This is a genomic window from Gemmatimonadota bacterium (assembly GCA_040388535.1).
Taxonomy (GTDB): domain Bacteria; phylum Gemmatimonadota; class Gemmatimonadetes; order Gemmatimonadales; family GWC2-71-9; genus Palsa-1233.
In genome coordinates, this window is the sequence record JAZKBR010000001.1 from 688,876 (window position 1) to 709,957 (window position 21,082).

A 21,082-nucleotide genomic window follows, 5' to 3' on the forward strand; every position below is an offset into this window, starting at 1 on the left:
AACGATGCAACTCACGATCAATGGCGATCCGCGCGAGATTCCCGACGCGCTCAATGTCGAAGCCCTGCTGCAGCACCTCGAACTCGACCCGCGCGCGGTCGTGGTCGAACTCAACCGTGTGATCATCCGCCGGCCCGCAATCGCGAGCACCACGCTCAGCGAAAACGACAGCGTCGAGATCGTGCATTTCGTGGGGGGTGGCTGAATGCTCGAGATCGGCGGCGTCACCTTCCGGTCGCGACTGATGGTCGGCACCGGCAAGTATCGCAACAACGACGAGATGGTCCAGGCGATCGCGGCCTCAGGGGCCGCAGTCGTCACGGTCGCCGTGCGTCGCGTCTCGCTCGACCGCAGCGACGAAGGCGGCATCCTGCACCACCTCGATCCGAAGCAGTACTTCCTGCTCTCGAATACCGCGGGCTGCTACTCGGCGGATGAGGCGATCCGCTACGCGCGCCTCGCGCGCGAGGCCGGTTTCAACGATTTCGTCAAGCTGGAAGTCATCGGCGACAAGGAGACGCTCCTTCCCGATACCGCGGGACTGCTGGTCGCGACCAAGGTACTCGCCGACGAAGGCTTCAAGGTGCTCGCCTACACCAATGACGACCTGATCACCGCACTGCGTCTCGAAGAGGCCGGTGCCGTCGCGGTGATGCCGCTGGCTTCGCCGATCGGATCGGGACTCGGGCTGCTGAACCCGTATTTCATTCGCACGATCAAGTCGCGACTGCGCGTGCCCGTGATTGTCGATGCCGGCGTGGGGACCGCGTCCGACGCCTGCCTGGTGATGGAACAGGGTGTCGACGGGATCCTGATGAACACCGCGCTCGCCGAAGCGACCAATCCGGTCCTGATGGCCGAGGCGATGCGGCTAGGCGTCGACGCGGGGCGCGCATCGTACCTCGCGGGGCGGATGCCGCGTCGCGAAGTGGCGGTGCCGTCGAGCCCCACCAGCGGGATGCTGCGCTGAGCGACACCGGCCTTCCGCCGCGGCGCGCTGCACTGGGGATGATGGCCGCAGTGCGTCGCGGCGTGCCATTCGATGTCGCGCTGGATCGTGGCCTCGCCGCGCTCCCTGAACGCGACAAGCGACTCGCTCACGAACTCGCGGCCGGCATCCTGCGGCAATCAGGCGCGCTCGACCAGGTCATTGCGCCGTTCGTGCCGCGCGGGATCAGCTCGGTGGCACCCGAACTGCTCGACGTGCTGCGTCTCGGTGCCTACCAGCTGCGCCATCTCGAACGCGTGCCACCACACGCGGCCGTCGCGACGAGCGTGGCGCTCGCCCGCGAAGTCCTCGGCGAACGCGCGGCTGGGTTCGCGAATGCGGTGCTGCGCCGAGTATCCGAACTCGGTCCTGATGCGCCGACTGACCAGGCCGTCGATCTGATTTCGCAACTCGCTGCAACGTGGTCGCATCCGGCGTGGCTGGTGGCACGCTGGCTCGAGCGATTCGGCGCGGCCGACACCGAAGCGCTGCTCGAATGGAACAACACTCACCCCGCCCTGGTGGTGCAGCCGGCGCGCGGTGGATCGGGCGACCTCGAGCGGCTCTTTCGTGACGAAGATGTCCGCTCATTCGCGGCCCCGTATGGCGCTGGCATCGTTGTCGACGCCACGCGTCCGGAACGACTCCCCGGCTTCGATCGCGGGATGTTCTATGTCCAGGACCCGGCGCAGGCAATGGTCCTTCGCTTCGCCGACTTTGCACCGGGCGCCCTGGTCTTCGACGCCTGCGCAGCCCCCGGCGGCAAGACGCTCGGACTCGCCCGCAACGCGGTCGGGGTCGTGGCGGCCGACGCATCACGCCGCCGGCTACAGCGGCTGCGCGAAAATCTCCGCCGCGCGGGACACGGACACGAATTTCCACTGGTGGCCGACGCGCTGCACCCGCCGGTTCGCCCGGTCGCGGCCTACCTCCTCGATGCGCCCTGTCTTGGCACCGGGACCTTCGCCCGGCACCCCGATGCCCGGCTGCGGGTGACAGCCGAAGCACTCACCCGTCTGGCCCAGGAGCAGGCCGCGCTGCTCGATGCAGCAGCCGATCGAGTGGCCCCAGGCGGGGTGCTATGTTACGCCACCTGCTCGCTGGAACCGGAAGAAGATGCCAGCCAGGTGGAGGCTTTTCTGGCGCGCCATCGCGATTTCCGCCGTGAACCGACTGCTGCAGTTCCGAGTGAATTGCTCTCGGCCGACGGCGATCTCGAAGTCCTGCCGCAACGGCATGGGATGGACGGCGCGTTCGCGGCACGACTGGTTCGCATCGCATGATCGGTGAATGGTGGCGTTCGCGAGAGCGCAAACCGCTGCTGGTGGGAATCGGCGTCGTTCTCGCGGCGGCCTTCGCGGGATACCTCGCGACCTGCGCCATCTATCCGGCGCAGATTCTCGCCGACAATGTCGTGGTGCCGGCGCTGCGCGGGCTCGACAGCACGGCCGCGATTGCGAAGCTCGCCGAGCTCGGATTGCGCGGCCGGGTCGCCGACGATATCACCGATCCGCTGGTGGCGCCGGGTCAGGTGTCGTGGCAATCGCCCGCACCGGAAACGGTCTTGCCGGCCGATGCGGTGGTGCGGCTGGGGGTCTCGTCAGGACGACCGCCGATCGTCATCCCTGACCTCGTCGACCTGCCGATCGACCTGGCGCGCACCGTAGTGGCAGCCGCCGGACTCGTGGTCGGATCGGTCGACACGGTGACCGAAGCGACCGAATACGGGACCGTGGTGCGCCAGTCGCCATCAGCCGGCTTGCCGGGCACCCCGCAGCGCCCCGTCGACCTCACCGTGAGTCGCGGTGCCGCTTCGGTGCGAGTGCCCGAGCTGGTGGGTCTGACGCTGATCGCCGCACGCGACCGACTCGCGGCCCAAGGGCTCCGCGTCGGGGTGATCGATCAGCGATTCGAAGGGAAGGCCGGGAGCGTGCTGGCGCAGTCGCCGGCCCCCGGTGAACTGGTGACAAAGGAGAGTGGCGTGAACCTGACCATCAGCGGAGCGATGCCGTGACCCTCCGGATCGCGCCAAGCGTGCTGAGCACCGATCTCGGTCGACTGCGCGAACAGATCGCCGAGGCGGAAGCTGGCGGCGCCGACTGGCTGCACGTCGACGTGATGGATGGCAACTTCGTGCCGAACATCTCGTTCGGGGCGCCCATGATCAAGGCGCTGAAGAAGTACAGCACCCTGCCGCTCGATGTACATCTGATGGTCGAGCGCCCGGAGCAATACATCGCCGAGTACGCTGACCTCGGCGCGTCGGTCTTCTCGTTTCACCCCGAGGCCACCATCCACGTGCAGCGACAGCTCGCCGCCGTGCGCGAGCGCGGGATGAAGGCCGGACTGGTGCTGAACCCCGGGACGCCGCTGGGCATTCTCGAGGAGGTCGTCGACGATGTCGACCTCGTCCTGCTGATGACCGTGAACCCGGGCTTCGGTGGCCAGAGCTACCTCCCGGGATCGACCCGGAAGTTGCGTCGCATCGCGGCACTGCTGGCGCATTACGAGCGCGCACCCGTGCTCGAGGTCGATGGTGGCATTACCACCCAGACGATTGCGACGCCATATGGCGCCGGCGCCGACACCTTCGTGGCGGGCACCGCCGTCTTCGGCCAACCCGATATCGCCGAAGCGGTGCGAGCGCTTCGACGCGCCGCGCTGCCGCGGAGCTGATGATGCGACGGCAATGGCTGCTGGTGGGACTCATCCTCGTGACGCTCGGCATCGGCACCTGGGCGCTGGTGCGCTTCAGCGGGCAAACCGCCATCGGGGTCGGGCAGATCGCGCCGGGCTTCACCGCGAAGGATCTCACCTCCGGCAAGCGTGTCTCGTTCGACAGCAGCTATCGCGGCAAGGTGACGCTCGTCAACGTCTGGGCAACCTGGTGCGAGCCGTGCAAGGAAGAAATTCCGGCGATGGACTCGCTCTACCAGGTCATGGGACCGAAGGGATTCAAGATCGCGGCTGTCAGCATCGATCGCGGTGGTGAAGCCGTGGTGAAGCAATTCGCGAAGGACTACCACATCTCCTTCGATGTGCTCCACGACCCCAGTGGCGAGATCGAACGGATCTACCAGACCACCGGTGTGCCCGAGAGTTTTCTCGTCGGACGTGACGGCCGGATCGTGCGGATCATGCTGCGCGGTTACACCTGGAACTCGGCGGCGAGTCGCCGCGTGGTGGAAGAATTGCTGGCCACACCCGCCAGCTGACAGGGGAGCACTGACATCGTGAATCGGCAATGGCTCTGGGTAGGTGCGATCGTCGCAGGACTCGGCGTGGGTGCGTGGGCGCTCACGCGCTACGCGTCGCCACCTGATGGCGCCCAGCTCGGTCAGCGCGCCCCCGATTTCAAGGTGGTCAACCCGGCCACCCACGACAGCGTCTCGCTTCGCGCGAATTACGCCGGTCACGTGACCCTCATCAATGTGTGGGCGACCTGGTGCGGGCCCTGCCGCAAGGAGATGCCGTCAATGGAGCGGCTCTATCAGGCGTACAAGGATCGTGGCTTCCGGATCGCGGCCGTCAGTGTCGACGAAGGCGACGACGCCGCCGTGCTCGCGTTCGGCAAGGAGCTGCAACTCAGCTTCGACCTGCTGCACGACCAGAGCGGCCTCATCCAGCAGACCTACCAGACAATGGGAGTGCCACAGAGTTGGCTGGTGGATGGCAATGGCCGCATCGTTTACGTCGGGATCGGTGGCGAGATGTGGGACAGCGCCGAACAGAAGGCCCGCATCGAAGCGCTGCTCGGAAGTCGCTGAGGTGCGCGTGCTCGCCCTTGAGACCTCCTGCGACGAAACCTCCGCCGCCGTCGTACGTCGCGAGGGAGCGCGGGTGCATCTCGAAGGATTGGCGATTCTGTCACAGGACATCCACCGGATCTTCGGTGGTGTGGTTCCCGAGCTCGCCTCCCGGGCCCATCTCGGCACCGTAGGTCCAGTGGTAGACCTGGCGCTCAAGGAAGCCGGAGCAACGCTTGCCACCATCGACGCGATCGCGGTGACGCGTGGCCCGGGGCTGCTCGGCGCGCTGCTCGTCGGGGTGACCTGGGCGAAGACGCTCGCCTGGCGTGAGCGGCTGCCGCTGATCGGAGTGCACCACCTCGAAGGGCATCTCTTCGCCCCGACGCTGGAGCTCGACGATGTCGAGCCACCGTTCACCGCACTGCTCGTCAGCGGTGGCCATACGATGCTGCTCGATGTGCCGGCGTGGGGCGAGTATCACCTCCTCGGCCAGACGCGCGACGATGCCGTGGGCGAAGCATTCGACAAGGTGGGCACGTTGCTCGGCCTCGACTACCCGGCCGGTGCCGCGATGGAGCGACTCGCCGCGACGGGCGATCCGAAGCGCTTCACCTTTCCTCGCCCGTTGCTCAAGGGCGTGGCCGAAGCAGATCAGTTTGCGTTCTCGTTCAGCGGCCTCAAGACGGCGGTGTTGCGCGCGGTGCAGCAGAGCGCCGATCTCGAGACCGACCGGGCGAGTCTCGCCCGCGGCTTTCAGGACGCGGCAATCGAGGTGCTGGTGCGCAAGACGATGCACGCGGCCCAGGAATTCAACCGGCCGCTGGTCGTGCTCGGTGGTGGCGTCGCGAGCAGCCGGGCACTCGCCGAGGCAATGCGCAGCGCGGCAGGCGGTCGCGCCCGGATTGCGGTGGCCTCGCCGCGTCTCAACACCGACAACGCCGCGATGATTGGCGCCGCCGGGAGCTGGCGGCTCGCCCGCGGCGAGCACCACGGTGTCGACCTCGACGCCCGCGACCATTTTCCGCTACCCGGCCTCGAGCCCGCACCCGGAGTCGCTTCATGATCATCGCGCATCCGCTCAACTTCCACACGCCGGCCATTTTCGGGCTGCGATCGATCGAGATCACCGGCTACGGCGTGATGATGATGTGCTGCTTTCTGGTCGGCGGCTGGCTCATCGATCGCGAGTGCCGGCGCAACAAATTCGCCTCCGACTACGCCGGGGACATGATCCTCGCCGCGCTGGTAGGTGGCATTGTCGGCGCGAAGCTCTGGTATGTCGCGCTGCACGGACCGGGCGCACTGCTGACGCGCGGCGGGCTGGTCTATTACGGCGGCTTTGTGGGCGGCACGCTCGCCGTGATCCTCAACGGCTGGCGGCGCGATGTGCCGCTGCGCTGGACAGCACAGCTCTGCGCGCCGGCACTCGCAGCGGCGTATGCGGTGGGCCGCGTCGGCTGCTATCTCGTGGGCGACGACTACGGCAGGCCCACGTCGCTCCCCTGGGCGGTCGCGTTTCCCGAGGGGCTGCCGCGCACCACCGCTGGTGCGATGCAGGCCGAATTCGGACTGCCGATTCCGCCCGGCGCCACCGCCGACACGCTGCTCGCGGTGCATCCAACGCAGCTGTACGAAATCGCGATGATGCTGGTGGTATTCGCGGTGCTCTGGCGCTGGCGCGCGCAGGTACGCGGCACGGGGTGGCTCTTCGGCGCGTATCTCGTCTTCGCGGGGCTCGAGCGATTCACGGTGGAATTCTTTCGCGCGAAGGACGATCGCTTCTTCGCGGGACTCACGCTCGCGCAGCTTTTTTCCATCGCGCTGGTCACGATTGGCGCGACCCTGATCGCCCGCTGGTCGCCCCTGCCGAACCCCGCTCCTGGGGCCTGGCTGGAGGGTGGAAAAGGGACCCTTGACAGCGCCCCTAGGAGGCCCTAGGTTTTTCCCTAGTCGGTGGCCACAACGGCACCACGCGAGAAAGTCCCAGGACGAAGAAGGGTGAAGCGAACACACCTGTTCGTCTTCGTATACTCAGGGGGCGTTCTGGGACCTCCCAAACAAAACGGCCCGCCAGTGATGGCGGGCCGTTTTGTTGTATCGATCGACGGCGACTGAAGTCGCCGCTCGGCCTGCGCTTATCGCTGCTTCGCGATGTCTTCCGCGCTCGCCTCGACCACGGCTTCCTTGAGACGCTCGACTTCGCCGCGCAGCGCTGCCAGATCCCCTTCCATCCGCTCCAGTGAGCGCAGCATGGCCACTTCGCGGCCGGGGCCTTCCGTGACAGCCGAGAGGACGACCGGGGCCGCCAGCGGGGCGCTGGGGGCCTCGGTGCGCTTGCGCGCCTCTGCGGGACGCTGGACCAGGAAGAGGTAGCCAACAGCGACAATGGCAAGCGTGGCGAGAATGCCCTGCGCCAGCAACGATTCGAGGGTCGGGTAGATCCCCAGCGCCGGCCACCGTGGCCAGCCGAGGAGGATCGTGGTCGGCACGGCGCCGCCCGCCTGCAGCTCGGCGATCGCCTTCCCCGCAAAGACAAAGGCCGTGTAGTAGAGGAAGCCACTCGTGACCGCAAAGAACGGCTTGAGCGGGAGCTTCACGCCCCACTTGTTGATCGCGACGTACACCACCGCGAGCGCGATACTGCCGACGAGGATCCCCAACGTGACCGGCCAGAAGGTGCCGCCGACCTCACCCCCGGACACGTAGAGCGCCTTGTAGAAGAGCACCGTCTCGAAGCCTTCGCGATAGACGGCGAGGAATGCGGCCGACGCCAGCGCGAACGCCGAGCCACCGGTAACGGCGACCTGCACGCGCTCCTTCACGAAGGCAGTCCACTTGGCGACTTCCATCTTCGACAGCAGCCAGTAGCTCACGTAGAAGAGCACGCCGACCGCTGCGACCATCGTGAAGCCTTCCATTGACTCGCGATGCGCCGGCGAAAGCACGAAGACGGTCTCGAGCAGCACGGCGGTGAGCAACGAGAGGAGCACCGCGGCACCGACGCCGATATGGATGTCGCGCTTCCGGTGCCCGGCGCCGGTCTTGACGAGGAAGGCCATCAGCGCGCCGATGATCAGGATCGCCTCGAGCCCTTCGCGGAGCATGATGACCAGCGACTGGAGAAAGAGATTCGTCGGCGAGAGGGTGTCACCGACCACCCGTTCGGCCTGCTCGAGCGAGGCCGCGAGCTCACGCTGCACGCCATCGAGTTCTGCCGGCGTGGCACCACCGGCGACCCGGGTCCGCAGCGTCGCGAAAGTCGCTTCGAGCGTGGTCGCGAGTTCGGGGCGCTTGGCGCGCACAGTGCGTTCGACCTTCTCGAAGGCGAGATAGGCATCAAAGGCGGCCGAGACCGCTTCCTGATGGCTTCCTGCTGCTGCCAGTTCGCCAGCCTCCTTCACCTTGCCACGCACCGCGGTAAATACCTGCGCCGTCACCGCGGCATCATCACCCGCGGGCTGAAAGGCACGCACGGCGGCGAGTCGCGCCGGCGAGGCCACCGGACCAAGCTCGGCCAGCACCTGGTCATCGGAGAGCTTCGCCACGGCGGGGAATGCGCGGAGCGAGGTGGGCACCTCTCCAGCGGGCTTCGCCTGCCGGAGGGTGGCCGCATAGAGTGCCAGGGCCCAGCGATCGTCCGCCGAGAGCCGCGTCTCGAACGAAGGCATCGCGGTACCGGCCACGCCGATAGTGACCCGCTGATAGAACGCCAGCGGCGACACGTCGTGTAGTGCAGCGTAATTGGTGAGGTTGGTCGGAACCGGCGTCAGGGCACGGGCCGCTGGGCCATCGCCCCGGCCGGCATCACCGTGACAAGCGCGACACTCGCGGGCGTACAGTTCGGCACCACGAGCGAGCGAGGGCGTGTGTTCCGGGATCTCTACCAGAACCACCCGCAGTCCGATCGCGAGCGCATCGGTCATCCGCTTGATGCCGGCATCGACCGAATCCGGTGCGCCGATCCGCCCGACCAGCAGAAGCACCCGGTCGAGATCCGCCTCGGTGGCCGCGGCAACCGACGCCGGCAGCAGCTTCGCGGTGCGCTTGGCTTCAGTGAGGAAGAGCTTTGCTTCGTCGACTTCAGCCGCTGCAACCACCCGCCCGCCAACCACGCCGATCCGGTACTCCTGAGCCGCAAGCTGCGCTGACGCCGCGATGCGCCGCGCGACGGCCGCCGAATCCGTAGTCGTCATCGAGCCCGTGAGGGCAAGCAGGATGGTTGTCGCCTGAATGAGAATCATTATCAAACGCTTTTTTGAAGTCGGGAAATACTAGAGGCCACCCGTCGGGATTGCTACCCCTCGAGGATCGCGACGGCCGCCGCGACGTCGCGGCTATGGGAGAGGGAGAGGTGAATGGTGACCCGGTGCGGCCGGAGCAGTTCGGCAGCCCGGCCAGTCAACTCGACTTCCGGCCGGCCGTCGGGGAGGCGACGGACCCCGATCTCGCGCCAGCCCACGGCCCGTGCTCCGGGGAGCACCTGCAGCGCCTTGTAGACAGCCTCCTTGGCCGCCAGCCGCGCCGCGAACGCGGGGGCCGGGTCGCCGAGCGACTCGACATACTCTCGCTCGAAATCGGTAAGGGTCCGATCAAGAATCCTCCCGCCGTGGCGAGCCAGCAGGGCCCGCGCCCGCGGCAACTCGACCACGTCGAGACCTACGGCGACTATGGCCATGGCAACGACCAGAACGCCCGGCTCACCGGCGCAAACCACGCCGGCGCCGGCAACTGACCGCCGAGCCAGCCGGCCACGAGCAGGCCAACGACGACAATCACCCCGGCCGCTATCCAGAACGGCTGCATCGGTCGTCGCCACGCCGCGATTTCATCGGCCAGCGCTCGCCACCTCGCGGCATCGACAGAAGCGACACGCTCGGCCCCCTCCCAGCCGGTCGTGACCGCGAGTGCCCGCGCCCGTCGCGAGGCCGGGTCATCGGGCACCCCTTCGAGCCGCTCCAGTGCCATCCCCTCGGCCAGCAGTCGCTGCAGCAGTGCATCCGCCACTTCGGCGTCGGGGAGCAAGGCCGCGAGTCGCTTGCCAGGAAAGCGCGCGTGGGCGGCGGCGCTGCGCATGATGGCCTCAGCGTCTCCGAGCACGCGCATACGCAACGACCGGACGGCGCCCTCGAAGGCTTCCCGCCAGGCGGCGTGCTCCATCGTGCCTGCGCCCTTCGCGGAGACGAGCGCGTCAAGCAACGCCAGCCGGACGTCGTCGTAGGGCGTCTTGCGCGCTGGGTCGGCGAGACGACCGAGATCAGGAGCGAGCGGTTCAGTCATCGTGGCCAATGGGCCGGCATTTCGTCGGGAGATTCGAGCGCGAGCCTTGCCGGGTGCCCGTTCCGGGCCGCGAACTGCGCCGCGAACACCGCCAGCGGTTCCGCGCTGAAGCTCGCTCGGTCGAGTCCGGTCACGACGATTGCCGCTTCGATTGAATCGCGATCGCCCTCGACCTCGACGAGCGTGTCGCCGTCGGGGTACCACTCGAGTCGCACCATCGCTCCGCCGACATCGAACACCTCGACGTAGCGATCAATGGCGTGGATCACTTCGAAGCGGAGTTGCCGCAGCAGCGTCGCAGCGGGCGCACCGCCCGAGAGCATGCTCTCCACTTCGGGTCGCGCCTTGTAACCGTGCAGATCGACGGTGGTCGCACCCTTCCAGCCGAGCACTTCGTGCACCGAGCCGTCGGCCTGCTGATAGGAACGCACCCGCACTACTTCGTCGGCGAGCGCAAACTCGCCGCCGCGATCGAAGCGACGGTCGAGCATTCGCCCGGCAAACGAGGGCCGATGGCCCGCGTCGCTGAGCCGACGACGCAGCGCGTCGGCATCGGGCACCACTGCCTTCAATTCGAGTTCTAGCAGAGGAGTGCCTCCATCACGGCCGCGGTATCGGTAAAGGTCTCGAACGAACGATATGCCCCGGCGGCATCAAGCTCGGCCACCGAATAGGAGCCGGTCGCGACCCCGATGGCACGCGCGCCAATGGAAGCGCCGCAGGTCACGTCAGCCGGCGTGTCGCCCAGGATCACGACATCGTGGCCTGACGGAAGATGACCAAGGAATGCTTCAGCGCGCGCGGCGGCGATCGGCGGCAAGTCGGGGCGGTGCCCGCTGTCGGAGCCAAATGCGCCGAGGGCAAAGCGGTCGAAGGCGAGCCCGGCCGCAGCCAGCTTGAGACGCGCTCCGGGAACGATGTTTCCGGTCAGGAGCCCCACCAGCACATCGTCGCGCAGCTCGAGTGCCGCGAGCAATTCGGTGATCCCAGGCAGCGTGCGCACCAGATGACCGCGCTCGCCGAGCACCCGCTCGAGATGGTTCACGTAGCGGCTCAGGAGAAAATCAGTCTGTTCCGGCGTAGCGCGATCAGGAGCACCGGCCGCGTGATAGAGCTCGCGCACGATCTGCGGATCAGTCTTGCCGTCGAAGCGTACTGACTCGAAGAACGAGGTATCGGCAAACTCCTCGGCGAAGGCGGCCTCGATGGCTCGCCGGCCGGCGGAGGCGCTCAGCAGCAGCGTGCCGTCGATATCGAAGAGTACCAGCCGTTTCATCAGGCGAGTCGGCGGATGCCGACGAGCCGGGCGCGTAGCGGTGCGGCGCGACTTCCGATGCCCCAGGGCTCGAGGGTGACCTGCCCCGTTTCGACGGTGCTGTGGACGATATGCTCGTCGGGGGCCAGTATCGCGACGTGCGTGATGGCACTGCTGTCGGCGCCACGGAAGAAGGCGAGATCGCCACGACGGCGTTCGATGAAGTCGACCTCGGTACCGTACTCGATCTGGTCACGGGCATCGCGCGAAATCGGGACGCCGCGTGCGAGGAAGGTGGTCTGCACCAGCCCCGAGCAGTCGATCCCGGATGCGGTGATGCCACCCCAGAGGTACGGCGAGCCGGCGAACTCGCGCCACGCCCAGGCATCGGGGAAATCGTTCTGCGCATCGGAGACGACGTTGTAGTACGGACGCACCCGGCCGGCCAGCACCGTCGCGGCCGATCCATCGGGGAGGCGGACCCGATCGGGGCCTTCGATCACGAGTCGCGAACGATGTGGCGCGCGCAAGGCGACACCAACACTGTCTTCGAGTAGCGCGCCCTCGGACCAGCCGGAAACACCGAGCCACTGCTCGGCCTCGCTGAAATCCACGTGCCGCACGTAACCCTCGTGAATCCACCCTTCGTAGTCGTCCACGACGGTGCGAACGCGGAGCATCCGGCCTTCGTGGCCGAGCACCTCGGCGCCCTCACCCAGCACCATCTGGGAGACTTGTTCGGTAGCGAGTGTTGGTCCGGCGAGAAGTGGAGCGACAGCCTTGGTGACCAGAATTGCTTTCACGCCGATTGATCCTTTGCGGCACAGGTTCGGCAGCGGGTGACGCCGCGAATGGTGCAGACGAGACAGAGAAAGGTGCCACACACCTCGCACGGGTACCCTTCGGAGGCGCGATCTTCGCGACCGCACGCGCGACAGATCATCGCATCGCGTTCCGTAATGGGTGGGCGCTGGTGTGTGGTCGCCATCAGTGTGGAATCGCGTAACGCTTGATCTTGGCGATCAAGGTGGCCCGGGAGATGCCCAGTTCCTGCGCCGCGCGGGTCCGGTTTCCGCCGTGATGCTTGAGCGTCCGGTCGATATGCATCCGCTCCACCTCCTCCATCGTCAGCGGCGTGTGCCGCCGATCGAACGGCCCCGAGCGTGCGCGGAACTCTCCCGGCAGATGCTCGGCCCCGATCTGTGGCTGACCGCGTGCCAGCAGCAGCGCGCGTTCGAGCACGTTACGCATCTCGCGCACATTCCCCGGCCAGCCGTGATGCAGCAGGCGATCGAAGGCATCGTCCGAAATCTTCGTTGGCGCGCCCGGCATCGACGGCGCCAGCTCCCGGAGGAAGCGGCGGATCAAGGTAAGAATATCATCCTGACCCCGGTCGCGAAGGGGCGGCACCTCGAGTGGCATCACGTTGAGCCGGTAGTACAGGTCTTCGCGGAATCGTCCCGATTCGACCATCGTCGACAGCGATCGCGAGGTCGCGGCGACGACCCGGATATCCACCGGAATTTCCCGGGTCCCACCCGCACGCCGGAACGCCCGCTGTTCAAGCACGGCGTCGATCTTGGCCTGCAACTCCAACGGCAAGTCGGCGACTTCGTCGAGAAAGAGGGTGCCGCCGTCCGCAACCTCGAGCAGCCCCTGCCGTCGCGCCCCTCCCTCAGGAGTGTCGACCGTCTGTTCCCGACCGAAGAGTTCGAGGTCGAGCCAGCTCGCGTCGCCGGTGCCGCAGGCGACCTCGATGAACGGCGCGCTCGAGCGCGGCGAGAGATCGTGCAGCAGACGGGCCGCCCATCGCTTGCCGCTGCCGCTCTCCCCGTGAATGAGGACCGCCGTACGATCGTTGCGGGCCAGGACCGAGAGCTGGTGCGCAAACTCGCGCATCACCACGGAGCCACCAAGCGAATCGAGGCCGTCGGTGGTGGCGCTCTGGCCGATGAGGGTCCGGTTGACCCGGCGAAGTCGGACCTTCTCGGCAGCGCGGGTGACCGCAGCGCCGAGGTGCTCGAGGTCGACCGGCTTGACGAGGAAGTTTTCGGCGCCGGCCTGCATCGCCTGCACCGCAGTGGCAATGGCGGCATCGCCGGTCATCATGATGACCGCGGTATCGCGAGTGCGGAATTGTTCGAGGACTTCGAGGCCGTCCATTCCGGGAAGGCCGAGGTCAAGCAGGACCACGTCGGGGCGGGCACGATCGAAGGTGACCAGGCCAGCTTCGCCGCTGAGTTCCGTGAAGACATCCCAGCCGCGATGCTCGAAATACGCGCCGATATTCTTCAGCAGCGTCACGTCGTCGTCGATCAGGAGCAGCGATTCGGTCATGGGGTCGGCACGTCGTTCGGGGTGGCGGAAGCTAAGCCGGACGTCCAATAACTTACCACTTCATTTCGGGGAGGGGCCCGTCAGCCGGGATGCGCCACCCGGATCGCCCCCGGGACCACGGTGGCCACGAACGGGGTCTCGCCCCCGGCCTCGCCGTCCAACTGCACTGGCTGCGGGCCCTCCAGCGTCCGGACCGAGATTTCCTTCCCCCGCGCATAGCCCACGAAGACGTCCTTGCCGTAGGTGCCGGAAGCATCGCGGAGGAGGTCCCAGACCGCTCGGACGCTCCCCCCAACCGAATTGGATTGGAACACCACCAGGTCGAGCAGGCCGTCTTCCGGAGAGATGCCCTGACCCAGCCGGATGATCGGCGGGATGATGTCGCCGCAATTGGCCACCAGCAGCATCGCGGCGTCGAGTTGCGTCACCGAGCCATCGACAGTGATCTCGTAGGGGACGCTGCGAACCTGGGGCAGCACCCGGAGCGTGGTGGCGAAGTAGGCCATCATTCCCCATTTGTGCTTCTGCCGCGAGGGCGTCTCGGTCATCACCCGCGCATCGGCGCCGGCCCCGCACGCGACGGCGAAGTAGTGGGTGCCGTCGTACCGTTCCATCCGACCGAGATCGAGCGGGCGGACGCTGCCCCGCAGGATCGCATCGATCGCTTTGACCGGATTGTTCGGGAGCTTGAGATTTCCTGCGAGCAGATTGCCGGTGCCGCCGGGAATGACTCCGAGCGTGACATCGGTGCCGACCAGCGCCGCGGCCGCCTGCATCGTGGTACCATCGCCGCCGAAGACCGCGACCATGTCGACGCCACTGCTGACACCATACTCCGACAGCTTCCTTGCATCCCCCGGACCACCTGTGGCGAGGGTTTCGAGTTCCCACCCTGCTGTGCGAAAGACCTGTTCGATTCCCTTGACCGCCGCGGCCGCCGTACGCGCAGCGTTGGGATTCGCAATCAACAACGCCTTGGCCAATTAATAGTCCTTCTGCCAGAGCAGACCCGCACCGAGCTGGTAGCGGCTTTGGATATTGAAGACATCACTGGTGCGGCACGACTGGAGTGGTTCCGCTGTCGCCTGGGCGCGCCAGGTCTTCGAGAAGCGGTACTCGAGCGTCGCGCCGAAATTCTTCCCCGAGAAGCTCTGTTTCGCGCCACCAAAACAGCCGCCGGCGGTCGCGGTGACGAACCATTTGGATCCGATCTGTCGGCCGACCGCGAGCTGCGTCAGGTTCGACCCGCCAGTATAGCCCCCGTTAAGGAATCCGGGGCGGATCTCGAAGAGGTCGAATCCGAGTTCATTTCCGAGCGAGCGCTGAAACTCGTTGGAAAGCGCGGTTCCCAGCAGGGCCATCCCGGTCTGCACCGCCTGCGACACCCCATTGGATTGTCCGCCCGCGACCTGAAACTCACTCCGCCCGAAGATCAGGTAGGACACCAGGTCGCGTTCGGCGATGCTCCTCCCCGGGCTCGTGAGGGAGAGGCTCGGCACCAGAATCGAGCCACCGATCTTGGCCACGATGGGAATTTCCTCGCCGTCGACGGTGCGGACGACGTGTCGTGCCTGGAGGTCGAGCAAGGCGTTCAGGTCGGGGGTGCCGAGGTACCGCACCGTACCACGTTCGATGGTGAAGTCGCGACTCACCGGCCCGATCTTGAGGGTGTAGGTCCCCCGCGGTGCGTTGAACTCACCGTCGAGGCGGTATTGCTTGCGCAACTTGTTGACTGTGACCTGTCCTTCAAGTTGCACGTTTGCCTCGGAGCTGCGCAGCCAGACCTCACTCCCGACCTGGAAGGTCAGGTTGCGGATCTCGAGCGAATCGAGGAAGCGGCTCTGGAACGCGGCGCCCAGGCTCTGTCGCCGGAACGCCGTGGTGTCGACGAGATCGAGATTCTCAGGGTCCTCGAGGTCGACGATTCGCTTGGTGACCAGGTCGGCGAAGTAGAGCACGCTCCCCGAGAGCGTCCCATCGCCGGTGAGAACCGGACGCTCGATCGGCCCCCGCAGCAGGAAGGAACCGGTCGGGCGCAGCCGCAGGTAATCCGGGACATCCATCACCAGGAAGCCCTGCGAGTTGAAGCGCAGGTCAAGATTCGGCTGCGTCAGCCCCACGAACCGGATGCCCCCCTTGATGTCGATGTCGCCCTCGCCACTGCTCATCAGCAGCGTGTCGACCACCAGCGAATCGCCACTGAAGCGGGCGACCCCTTCGATCGGCCCGTAGCGCACGCCGAGACTTGGCAGCGTCATCCGTCCTTCGTGGATTGCCAGCGAACCATCGAGACGGGGAGCAGCCCATGTGCCGGTTGCGCGCATATCCAGGGCCATCGTCCCCTTCGTGTCCTTGATCGACGGCGTGAAGGCCTCGAGCACCAGGAGATCCACCGAGTCGGCACTGGCGGTGATCTCGAGCGGGCCGGGCAGCTTCCGCTCGGTCCGCTTCGCGAGCGCGAGGTCGAGCGGCAGCGCGACATCGACTTCCAGAATCGGGTCGCCGGTGCGCCAGAAGGAGAGGCGCGACCGCAGCTTCTGCTCCTGATAGTCGAACACCGCACGCATCATCGGCGCCCGCACGTCACCAACGACCGGACCCGCGACGCCCATGCTGCCGCGCATCAGCGGGAGGTCGCGCGTACCGGTGAGATGCAGGTCGAGTGACGCGAGGCCGGAGATGGTGCTCGCCTCGGCATTGAGCAGGTTGAACACATCGCTCAGCTGCAACCCAACCACACTCGCGGTGAGATCACCGGCCCCGCCACCGGGCACCACGCCCACCATCGTGAAGGCGCCACTGCCATCGGTGGTATGCATCGCGAGAGTATCGGCGAGCGTGACTCCGCGGTCGGTGATGGTCATCCGCGCCGGACGCACCAGCTGCCACTGCTGTACCGGCAGGCCGAGTGTCAGGGAGTCGAGTTGCAGGGTCGAAACATCACCGCGTGAAAGCCAGGCGCCGCCACCAGCGAAATGCGCGCGATGCATCCGGGCGTTCCCGGCGAGCAACAGGGAATCGGGACGGCCCGACAGCCTTACCCGGACCGAATCGATCACCCGGGCACCCATCGAGAGCGTGTCGATGGTCGCGTTGAGCGTGATCCCATTGGCACCGAGCGAATCGGCGGTGAACATCCCGGACATCGCAGTGACCCGCCAGCTGTCGAGCAGCAGGTCCTCGACCTCGAAGGTCCCGGCGACGGTCGCGTTGTCCAGCGAGCCATGCACCGTGAGCGCCGCGCGAGCGAGGCCGTCGAGGATGTGCGGGTGAAGGGTGTCGGCGGCGACGCCGAGTGTCGCCCGTGCGAGGGAATCGAAGGCGGCGAGTGACGAGGCCGCACCGGTAACGCGCAGCGTGCCCGAATCGGGTGCGGCGTACCCGATGGTGCCGGCCGCGTCGACGCGCCCGTCGGGCCAGAGCACGGTGGCGGTGTCAACGGTGATGAGGCCGTCGGCCGCGCGGAATCCGGCCATGATGGCCTGGAAGGTGACGCCGCCCACGCGCGACTGATCAAAATTCACCGTCATCCGGCCGCGCGGCGGGATCAGGGAGTCGATCGTTCCGCTCACGACGATTCGCCCATTGAGCGCGCTCGACGTTCCCTTCCCCGTCATCGCGGCGATGTCGGCACGCTGCAGATCCACCACCAGCGAGTCGGCGCCGAAGCGCGGCGGCATCAAGGTCACCTTCCCTTTGGCCACGATATGCCCGACCTCTCCCGAGAGATCGGCGTTGAGATCAAGTGATTCGAGCGAGCCGTTGGCCACGACATGTCCGGTGAGGCCACCAAGCGCCGCGAGCTGGGGATACCCGGAGCGCAATGCGTTGAACGAGAGCTGGTCGAAATCGGCATCGAGCGCGAGCCCGAGCACCGGATTGCGAGTGTCGAAGCGAACGGCGCCTACCATCCGCGAGAGTGCCGCGTTCGGCGCGCGGTGTTCGACGGTCCCCTGAAAGCGCGCATTCTGCCATGAGCCGTCGAGGTGACCCACCAGGTGGAGATCACCCGGAATGATGATCGCTGGCACCAGGCGGTTCACCGTCCCGAGTGCGATCACCGACTCGTCAAGCCGGAACCCCTCGAATACGGCGCCTTCGGCGCCGCCGAAATGGATCAGCCCATTGATCACGAAGTGGGAACGGGGGGTACCCGCCACCAGCGCGTCGGCGAACCAGAGATCGCCTCCGAGCGTGAGGCCATCGAGGAAGCCGTTCGCGAGCAGGCGACCGTTGAGGGTGCCCGCGACCGGCAGGGTATCGAGATAGGGACGCATCACCCGCACCGGCACATTCCGCAGCGCGAGATCGAGGTCGCGCATGCCGAGGCCGCGGGCGTTGTCGACGATCGCCACCAGCTTGCCGGTGGCAGAGGTGTCACCGGCACCGAGCGTCAGATGCGTCAGCGCATAGTCGGTGCGAGTGCCGCTGCTGGACTTGGCCACGACCCGACCGCTTCCCTTCCAGTCGGGGAAGTCGGGTGAAATCCAGTGCAGATCCGCGAGATCGACTCGCCGCGCGTCGAGTGCGAAATCGAAGAGAATGGTGTCGCGAGGCCAGCGCACGGCGCCGCCGCCACGGACGCTCGTCCCCGGCAGATCGGCGTGTTCGAGCGTAAACCGCAACGAATCGTGGGCGGTCAGGATCTCGCCCTTGAGGTCGGTGAGGGTGAGCTTCGGGTCGCCGAGCTCAGCAGCAAGCGACGCGATCTGGGCGAGAATCGGCTCGTGCGCGGGCGTCGACAGCCGCAGATAAGGAATCGAGGCCGTGAAGTGCTTCGCGGTATACACCCGCACCAGACCGTCGACACCAGGGCGGATGTCAGGCTGGTTGGGCGCGGCCGCGTTACGCGAGGCGGGGAGCTTCGGTGGCCGAGCGGTGGTGGGTGCGTCGACCCGGATATCGCCGTCGTGGATCGCGACGCTGCGGAATTCGACCAGCGGCGGGGCGCTGTTGCTTGGCTTCCCCGACGCGACGCGGAAGACTTCCTCGTAGTTCCAGCGCCCACGCTGCAAGCGCACCAGGTGAATCAGTGGTTTCTCGAGCCGCAGTTCGCTCATCACGATCCGGCCGGCGAGGAGCTCGGGGAGGATGTAGCGCGCCTCGATTTCGGGGGCCTGCAACACCACGCCGCCCAGCGAATCATGAATCGTCACATCACGGAGCACGATGTGATTAAGGATGTTGCCGCCGAGCGAGCCGATATGAATCCGCCCAGCGACACTGCCGGTGAGGTAGGCAGTGGCGAGGCGCGCCGAGAGGGCACGTCCGGGCGTGGTCCAGAGCAGCGCCACTACAGTCCCCGCGATCGTCGCGAGGACGACCGCGGGCGGCAGCAGCAGCCCGGCCGTGATCCGGTGGACCCAGCGTCGCATCTAGAAGGCCTGCCCCACGGAGAAGTGCAGCGTGTAATTCCTGCCGCGATCCTTCACGTAGTCGGGCCGCACCTGAATCAGTTCGCCCGTGATGCTGTTGGCCGAATAGAGCGTGCCGGCCTGGAGCTTGTAGGGGTTGTAGCCGACATCAAAGCGGATCGGCCCGAGCGGCGAGGCAAAGCGGAGGCCGACACCCGGCGTCACCCGGACCACGGCATTGTTGCCGCCTTCCCAGAGCGCACCCGCATCGACAAAGGCCGCAAAGCGAAGGCGTTGCGACAGCACCGGCGAGGGCAGTCGCAGCTCGAGGTTCGCCACGGCGATGCGGTCACCGCCGGTCGCGGCGACGCGCACCAGAGCGGCGTCGGGCTCGCCGGCCTCGTTGAACGAGGAATCCCGGGCGACATAGACCACCGGACCAAGTTCGTTGCGATCGAAGCCGCGCACGTCGTTGGGGCCGCCAGCGTAGAAACGCTGATCCGGTGGCACAAAGTTGGCGGTCGTCCCGCTCGCGAGATTGATCTTCGGCGCGTAGACCGCACCGCCGCGCAGGTGACTCGCGAGCACGATGCTCCGCGTCAACGGAAGGTAGAACGAGGCGTCGCCCACGACGCGCCAGAACTGCTGTCGATCGGAACTGCCGATGAAGCGCGACGAGACGGTGGCCTCGATCGACATCAGTGATCCGCGGGACGGATCGAGGAGATTGTTGACTCGCTGCCGGACCGCGCTGAGCGTGAGCGTCGCGAGCACCCGTCGCTCGCGCAGCTGATCGATATCCTTGGCGACGCAGGCGTTGAAGAAGGCACAGAAGCTCACCGCGTTGGCCGACGTGGTCCCGTAGGCAAATCGATAGGTCAGCGACACCGGGATCCGGGCGTAGGTCTCCCGCGTGATCGCCGCCGACGCACCGATTTCGTCGCGCAGATAGACCTTGTATTCACTGCGACGTTCCGTGAACGCCGACAGCAACAGCGAGTTATCTGGCGAGAGAAAGCCGTTGCGGCGAAGTGACAGGGTCAGTCCGTAGTTTGCCAGTCGGGACCCGACCGAGTCCTCGCGCAGCGACGAGCAGATATTCCGCTCTGCACCAAACCCGAGCGGCGAACCGACGCCGATCTTCGAGACATGTCCCGAGAGATCGACGATCTTGCCGCCGCCGAGCGCATTGCGCGCCGTCCACCCCGCACCGGCCCGGAAACAATCGGTCGTGGCATAGCCCAGCGACGCCTGGGCGCGATGCATCGCCCCTTCCTGTACCGTCACCAGCAGCGGGACGCGAGTGCTCGAATCGGAAAACCTGGTGCTGTCGATCGCCACGCTCGCGAACCGGAAGAGTTCGGAGCCGTAGAGCGCCCGCTGCGACCGATAGATCTCTTCCTGCCGGTAGGGTTGTCCGGCGTGCGCCGTCAGCAGCGAAGCGATGTAGCCGGAGTCGACCTGCTTGTATCCCACCACATGGATGTCGCTGAAGACGGCGGGAGTGCCCGGTCGTGCTTCGAGGATGACCTGCGCCGTCCGCAACGTGTCGTTCACCACGAAGCGACCCGAGACGAGCGCATTGGGGTAGCCGCTATTGCTCAGCCGCGTGACCAGGGTGTCCCTGGAAGCCTCGAGGACATAGCGTGAGAAGACGTCACCCTTGGCGAGCGGGAGATCGAGCGTGAGTTCCTTCCGGTCCGCCTCGGCGAGCGAGTCGAGCCCCGCAAACTCGAGCGTCTCGACCCGCACCGGCAATCCTTCGGTGATCTTGAAGGTGATGTAGATGTCCTGGTCGGTCCGGCGAACCACCGTGTCGACCTTGACGTCGAGGTAGCCGCTGCGGCGATAGACCAGCTGCACCCGCAGAATGTCGCGAAGGAAGTCCTGCTGGTTGAAGAGCCGCTTCTGGCCAAGCCCGAGCCAGCGGAACGCACTCCAGCGCGCGAACGCCGACGAGTTCGTCGTCGCGATCGCCGCTGCGAGGGTGGTGGCATCGACGGCGTGGTTGCCGGAGAACGAGAGTCCCCGGATGACCAGTTGCGACGATTGCGCCGCAACCGGCACCGGAGCGCTCGCGCCCAGGGCGACCGCCACAAGACCCCCCTGAAGCAGCCGCCGT

At 66.6% G+C, this 21,082-nt stretch carries 19 protein-coding genes; 9 read left to right on the forward strand and 10 right to left on the reverse strand.

The annotated features are described in order from the left end of the window. Positions 1-4 precede the first annotated feature (4 nt). Genes thiS through V4558_03215 form a run of 9 tightly spaced genes read left to right on the forward strand, consistent with a single transcriptional unit; the run spans position 5 to position 6,675 of the window. On the forward strand, positions 5-205 hold the full coding sequence (gene thiS, locus V4558_03175) for a sulfur carrier protein ThiS (protein MES2304476.1): 201 nt from the start codon (positions 5-7) through the stop codon (positions 203-205). Beyond that, on the forward strand, positions 206-970 hold the full coding sequence (locus V4558_03180) for a thiazole synthase (GenBank protein ID MES2304477.1): 765 nt from the start codon (positions 206-208) through the stop codon (positions 968-970). A 38-nt stretch (positions 971-1,008) separates the two neighbouring features. Further along, the gene (locus V4558_03185) at positions 1,009-2,271 is read left to right on the forward strand and encodes a transcription antitermination factor NusB (protein MES2304478.1); all 1,263 of its coding nucleotides are present in this window, start codon (positions 1,009-1,011) and stop codon (positions 2,269-2,271) included. Further along, positions 2,268-3,002 (forward strand): PASTA domain-containing protein, encoded by a 735-nt coding sequence (locus V4558_03190; protein ID MES2304479.1) that lies wholly within the window; start codon positions 2,268-2,270, stop codon positions 3,000-3,002. Before V4558_03185 ends, V4558_03190 begins: the two co-directional genes overlap by 4 nt. After that, entirely contained in the window at positions 2,999-3,664 is a 666-nt protein-coding gene (rpe, locus tag V4558_03195) for a ribulose-phosphate 3-epimerase (protein MES2304480.1), read from the forward strand. The genes V4558_03190 and rpe overlap by 4 nt, the downstream gene beginning before the upstream one ends. A 2-nt stretch (positions 3,665-3,666) precedes the next feature. Further along, positions 3,667-4,203 carry a TlpA disulfide reductase family protein gene (locus tag V4558_03200; protein ID MES2304481.1) on the forward strand — a complete coding sequence of 179 codons (537 nt, stop codon included), beginning with the start codon at positions 3,667-3,669 and terminating at the stop codon, positions 4,201-4,203. Between the two features lie 18 nt (positions 4,204-4,221). Continuing rightward, positions 4,222-4,755 (forward strand): TlpA disulfide reductase family protein, encoded by a 534-nt coding sequence (locus tag V4558_03205; protein MES2304482.1) that lies wholly within the window; start codon positions 4,222-4,224, stop codon positions 4,753-4,755. A gap of 7 nt (positions 4,756-4,762) precedes the next feature. Then, a complete protein-coding gene (tsaD, locus tag V4558_03210) occupies positions 4,763-5,800 on the forward strand; it encodes a tRNA (adenosine(37)-N6)-threonylcarbamoyltransferase complex transferase subunit TsaD (GenBank protein ID MES2304483.1) in 1,038 nt (345 codons plus the stop codon). Continuing rightward, positions 5,797-6,675, forward strand: a complete 879-nt coding sequence (locus tag V4558_03215; protein MES2304484.1) for a prolipoprotein diacylglyceryl transferase — start codon at positions 5,797-5,799, stop codon at positions 6,673-6,675. The genes tsaD and V4558_03215 overlap by 4 nt, the downstream gene beginning before the upstream one ends. A 197-nt stretch (positions 6,676-6,872) precedes the next feature. On the opposite strand, the gene V4558_03220 is transcribed toward V4558_03215, so the two are convergent. The 10 genes from V4558_03220 to V4558_03265 all read right to left on the reverse strand — a co-directional run bounded on the left by V4558_03220 (position 6,873) and on the right by V4558_03265 (position 21,057). Continuing rightward, entirely contained in the window at positions 6,873-8,978 is a 2,106-nt protein-coding gene (locus V4558_03220) for an FTR1 family protein (protein MES2304485.1), read from the reverse strand. Positions 8,979-9,031: 53 nt separating this feature from the next. Further along, the gene (acpS, locus tag V4558_03225; protein MES2304486.1) at positions 9,032-9,412 is read right to left on the reverse strand and encodes a holo-ACP synthase; all 381 of its coding nucleotides are present in this window, start codon (positions 9,410-9,412) and stop codon (positions 9,032-9,034) included. After that, entirely contained in the window at positions 9,403-10,014 is a 612-nt protein-coding gene (locus V4558_03230; GenBank protein ID MES2304487.1) for a hypothetical protein, read from the reverse strand. Before V4558_03230 ends, acpS begins: the two co-directional genes overlap by 10 nt. Next, positions 10,011-10,574 carry a hypothetical protein gene (locus V4558_03235; protein ID MES2304488.1) on the reverse strand — a complete coding sequence of 188 codons (564 nt, stop codon included), beginning with the start codon at positions 10,572-10,574 and terminating at the stop codon, positions 10,011-10,013. Before V4558_03235 ends, V4558_03230 begins: the two co-directional genes overlap by 4 nt. A gap of 20 nt (positions 10,575-10,594) precedes the next feature. Next, complete coding sequence (locus V4558_03240) at positions 10,595-11,290, reverse strand: HAD family hydrolase (protein MES2304489.1); 696 nt, start codon at positions 11,288-11,290, stop codon at positions 10,595-10,597. Further along, entirely contained in the window at positions 11,290-12,072 is a 783-nt protein-coding gene (locus tag V4558_03245; GenBank protein MES2304490.1) for an NlpC/P60 family protein, read from the reverse strand. The genes V4558_03240 and V4558_03245 overlap by 1 nt, the downstream gene beginning before the upstream one ends. Positions 12,073-12,256: 184 nt before the next feature. Further along, entirely contained in the window at positions 12,257-13,606 is a 1,350-nt protein-coding gene (locus V4558_03250) for a sigma-54 dependent transcriptional regulator (protein ID MES2304491.1), read from the reverse strand. An 80-nt stretch (positions 13,607-13,686) separates the two neighbouring features. Next, on the reverse strand, positions 13,687-14,589 hold the full coding sequence (locus V4558_03255; GenBank protein MES2304492.1) for a diacylglycerol kinase family protein: 903 nt from the start codon (positions 14,587-14,589) through the stop codon (positions 13,687-13,689). Continuing rightward, positions 14,590-18,981 carry a translocation/assembly module TamB domain-containing protein gene (locus V4558_03260; protein ID MES2304493.1) on the reverse strand — a complete coding sequence of 1,464 codons (4,392 nt, stop codon included), beginning with the start codon at positions 18,979-18,981 and terminating at the stop codon, positions 14,590-14,592. After that, a complete protein-coding gene (locus V4558_03265) occupies positions 18,982-21,057 on the reverse strand; it encodes a BamA/TamA family outer membrane protein (protein MES2304494.1) in 2,076 nt (691 codons plus the stop codon). Positions 21,058-21,082 lie beyond the last annotated feature (25 nt).

Excerpts from the sequence above, each read along its gene's own strand:
- V4558_03240 (MES2304489.1), bottom strand. The coding sequence starts at position 11,290 with ATGAAACGGCTGGTACTCTTCGATATCGACGGCACGCTGCTGCTGAGC.
- V4558_03220 (MES2304485.1), bottom strand. The coding sequence starts at position 8,978 with ATGATTCTCATTCAGGCGACAACCATCCTGCTTGCCCTCACGGGCTCG.
- V4558_03190 (MES2304479.1), top strand. The coding sequence starts at position 2,268 with ATGATCGGTGAATGGTGGCGTTCGCGAGAGCGCAAACCGCTGCTGGTG.
- acpS (MES2304486.1), bottom strand. The coding sequence starts at position 9,412 with ATGGCCATAGTCGCCGTAGGTCTCGACGTGGTCGAGTTGCCGCGGGCG.
- V4558_03215 (MES2304484.1), top strand. The coding sequence starts at position 5,797 with ATGATCATCGCGCATCCGCTCAACTTCCACACGCCGGCCATTTTCGGG.
- V4558_03230 (MES2304487.1), bottom strand. The coding sequence starts at position 10,014 with ATGACTGAACCGCTCGCTCCTGATCTCGGTCGTCTCGCCGACCCAGCG.
- V4558_03260 (MES2304493.1), bottom strand. The coding sequence starts at position 18,981 with ATGCGACGCTGGGTCCACCGGATCACGGCCGGGCTGCTGCTGCCGCCC.
- V4558_03250 (MES2304491.1), bottom strand. The coding sequence starts at position 13,606 with ATGACCGAATCGCTGCTCCTGATCGACGACGACGTGACGCTGCTGAAG.
- V4558_03180 (MES2304477.1), top strand. The coding sequence starts at position 206 with ATGCTCGAGATCGGCGGCGTCACCTTCCGGTCGCGACTGATGGTCGGC.
- V4558_03185 (MES2304478.1), top strand. The coding sequence starts at position 1,009 with ATGATGGCCGCAGTGCGTCGCGGCGTGCCATTCGATGTCGCGCTGGAT.
- V4558_03200 (MES2304481.1), top strand. The coding sequence starts at position 3,667 with ATGCGACGGCAATGGCTGCTGGTGGGACTCATCCTCGTGACGCTCGGC.
- thiS (MES2304476.1), top strand. The coding sequence starts at position 5 with ATGCAACTCACGATCAATGGCGATCCGCGCGAGATTCCCGACGCGCTC.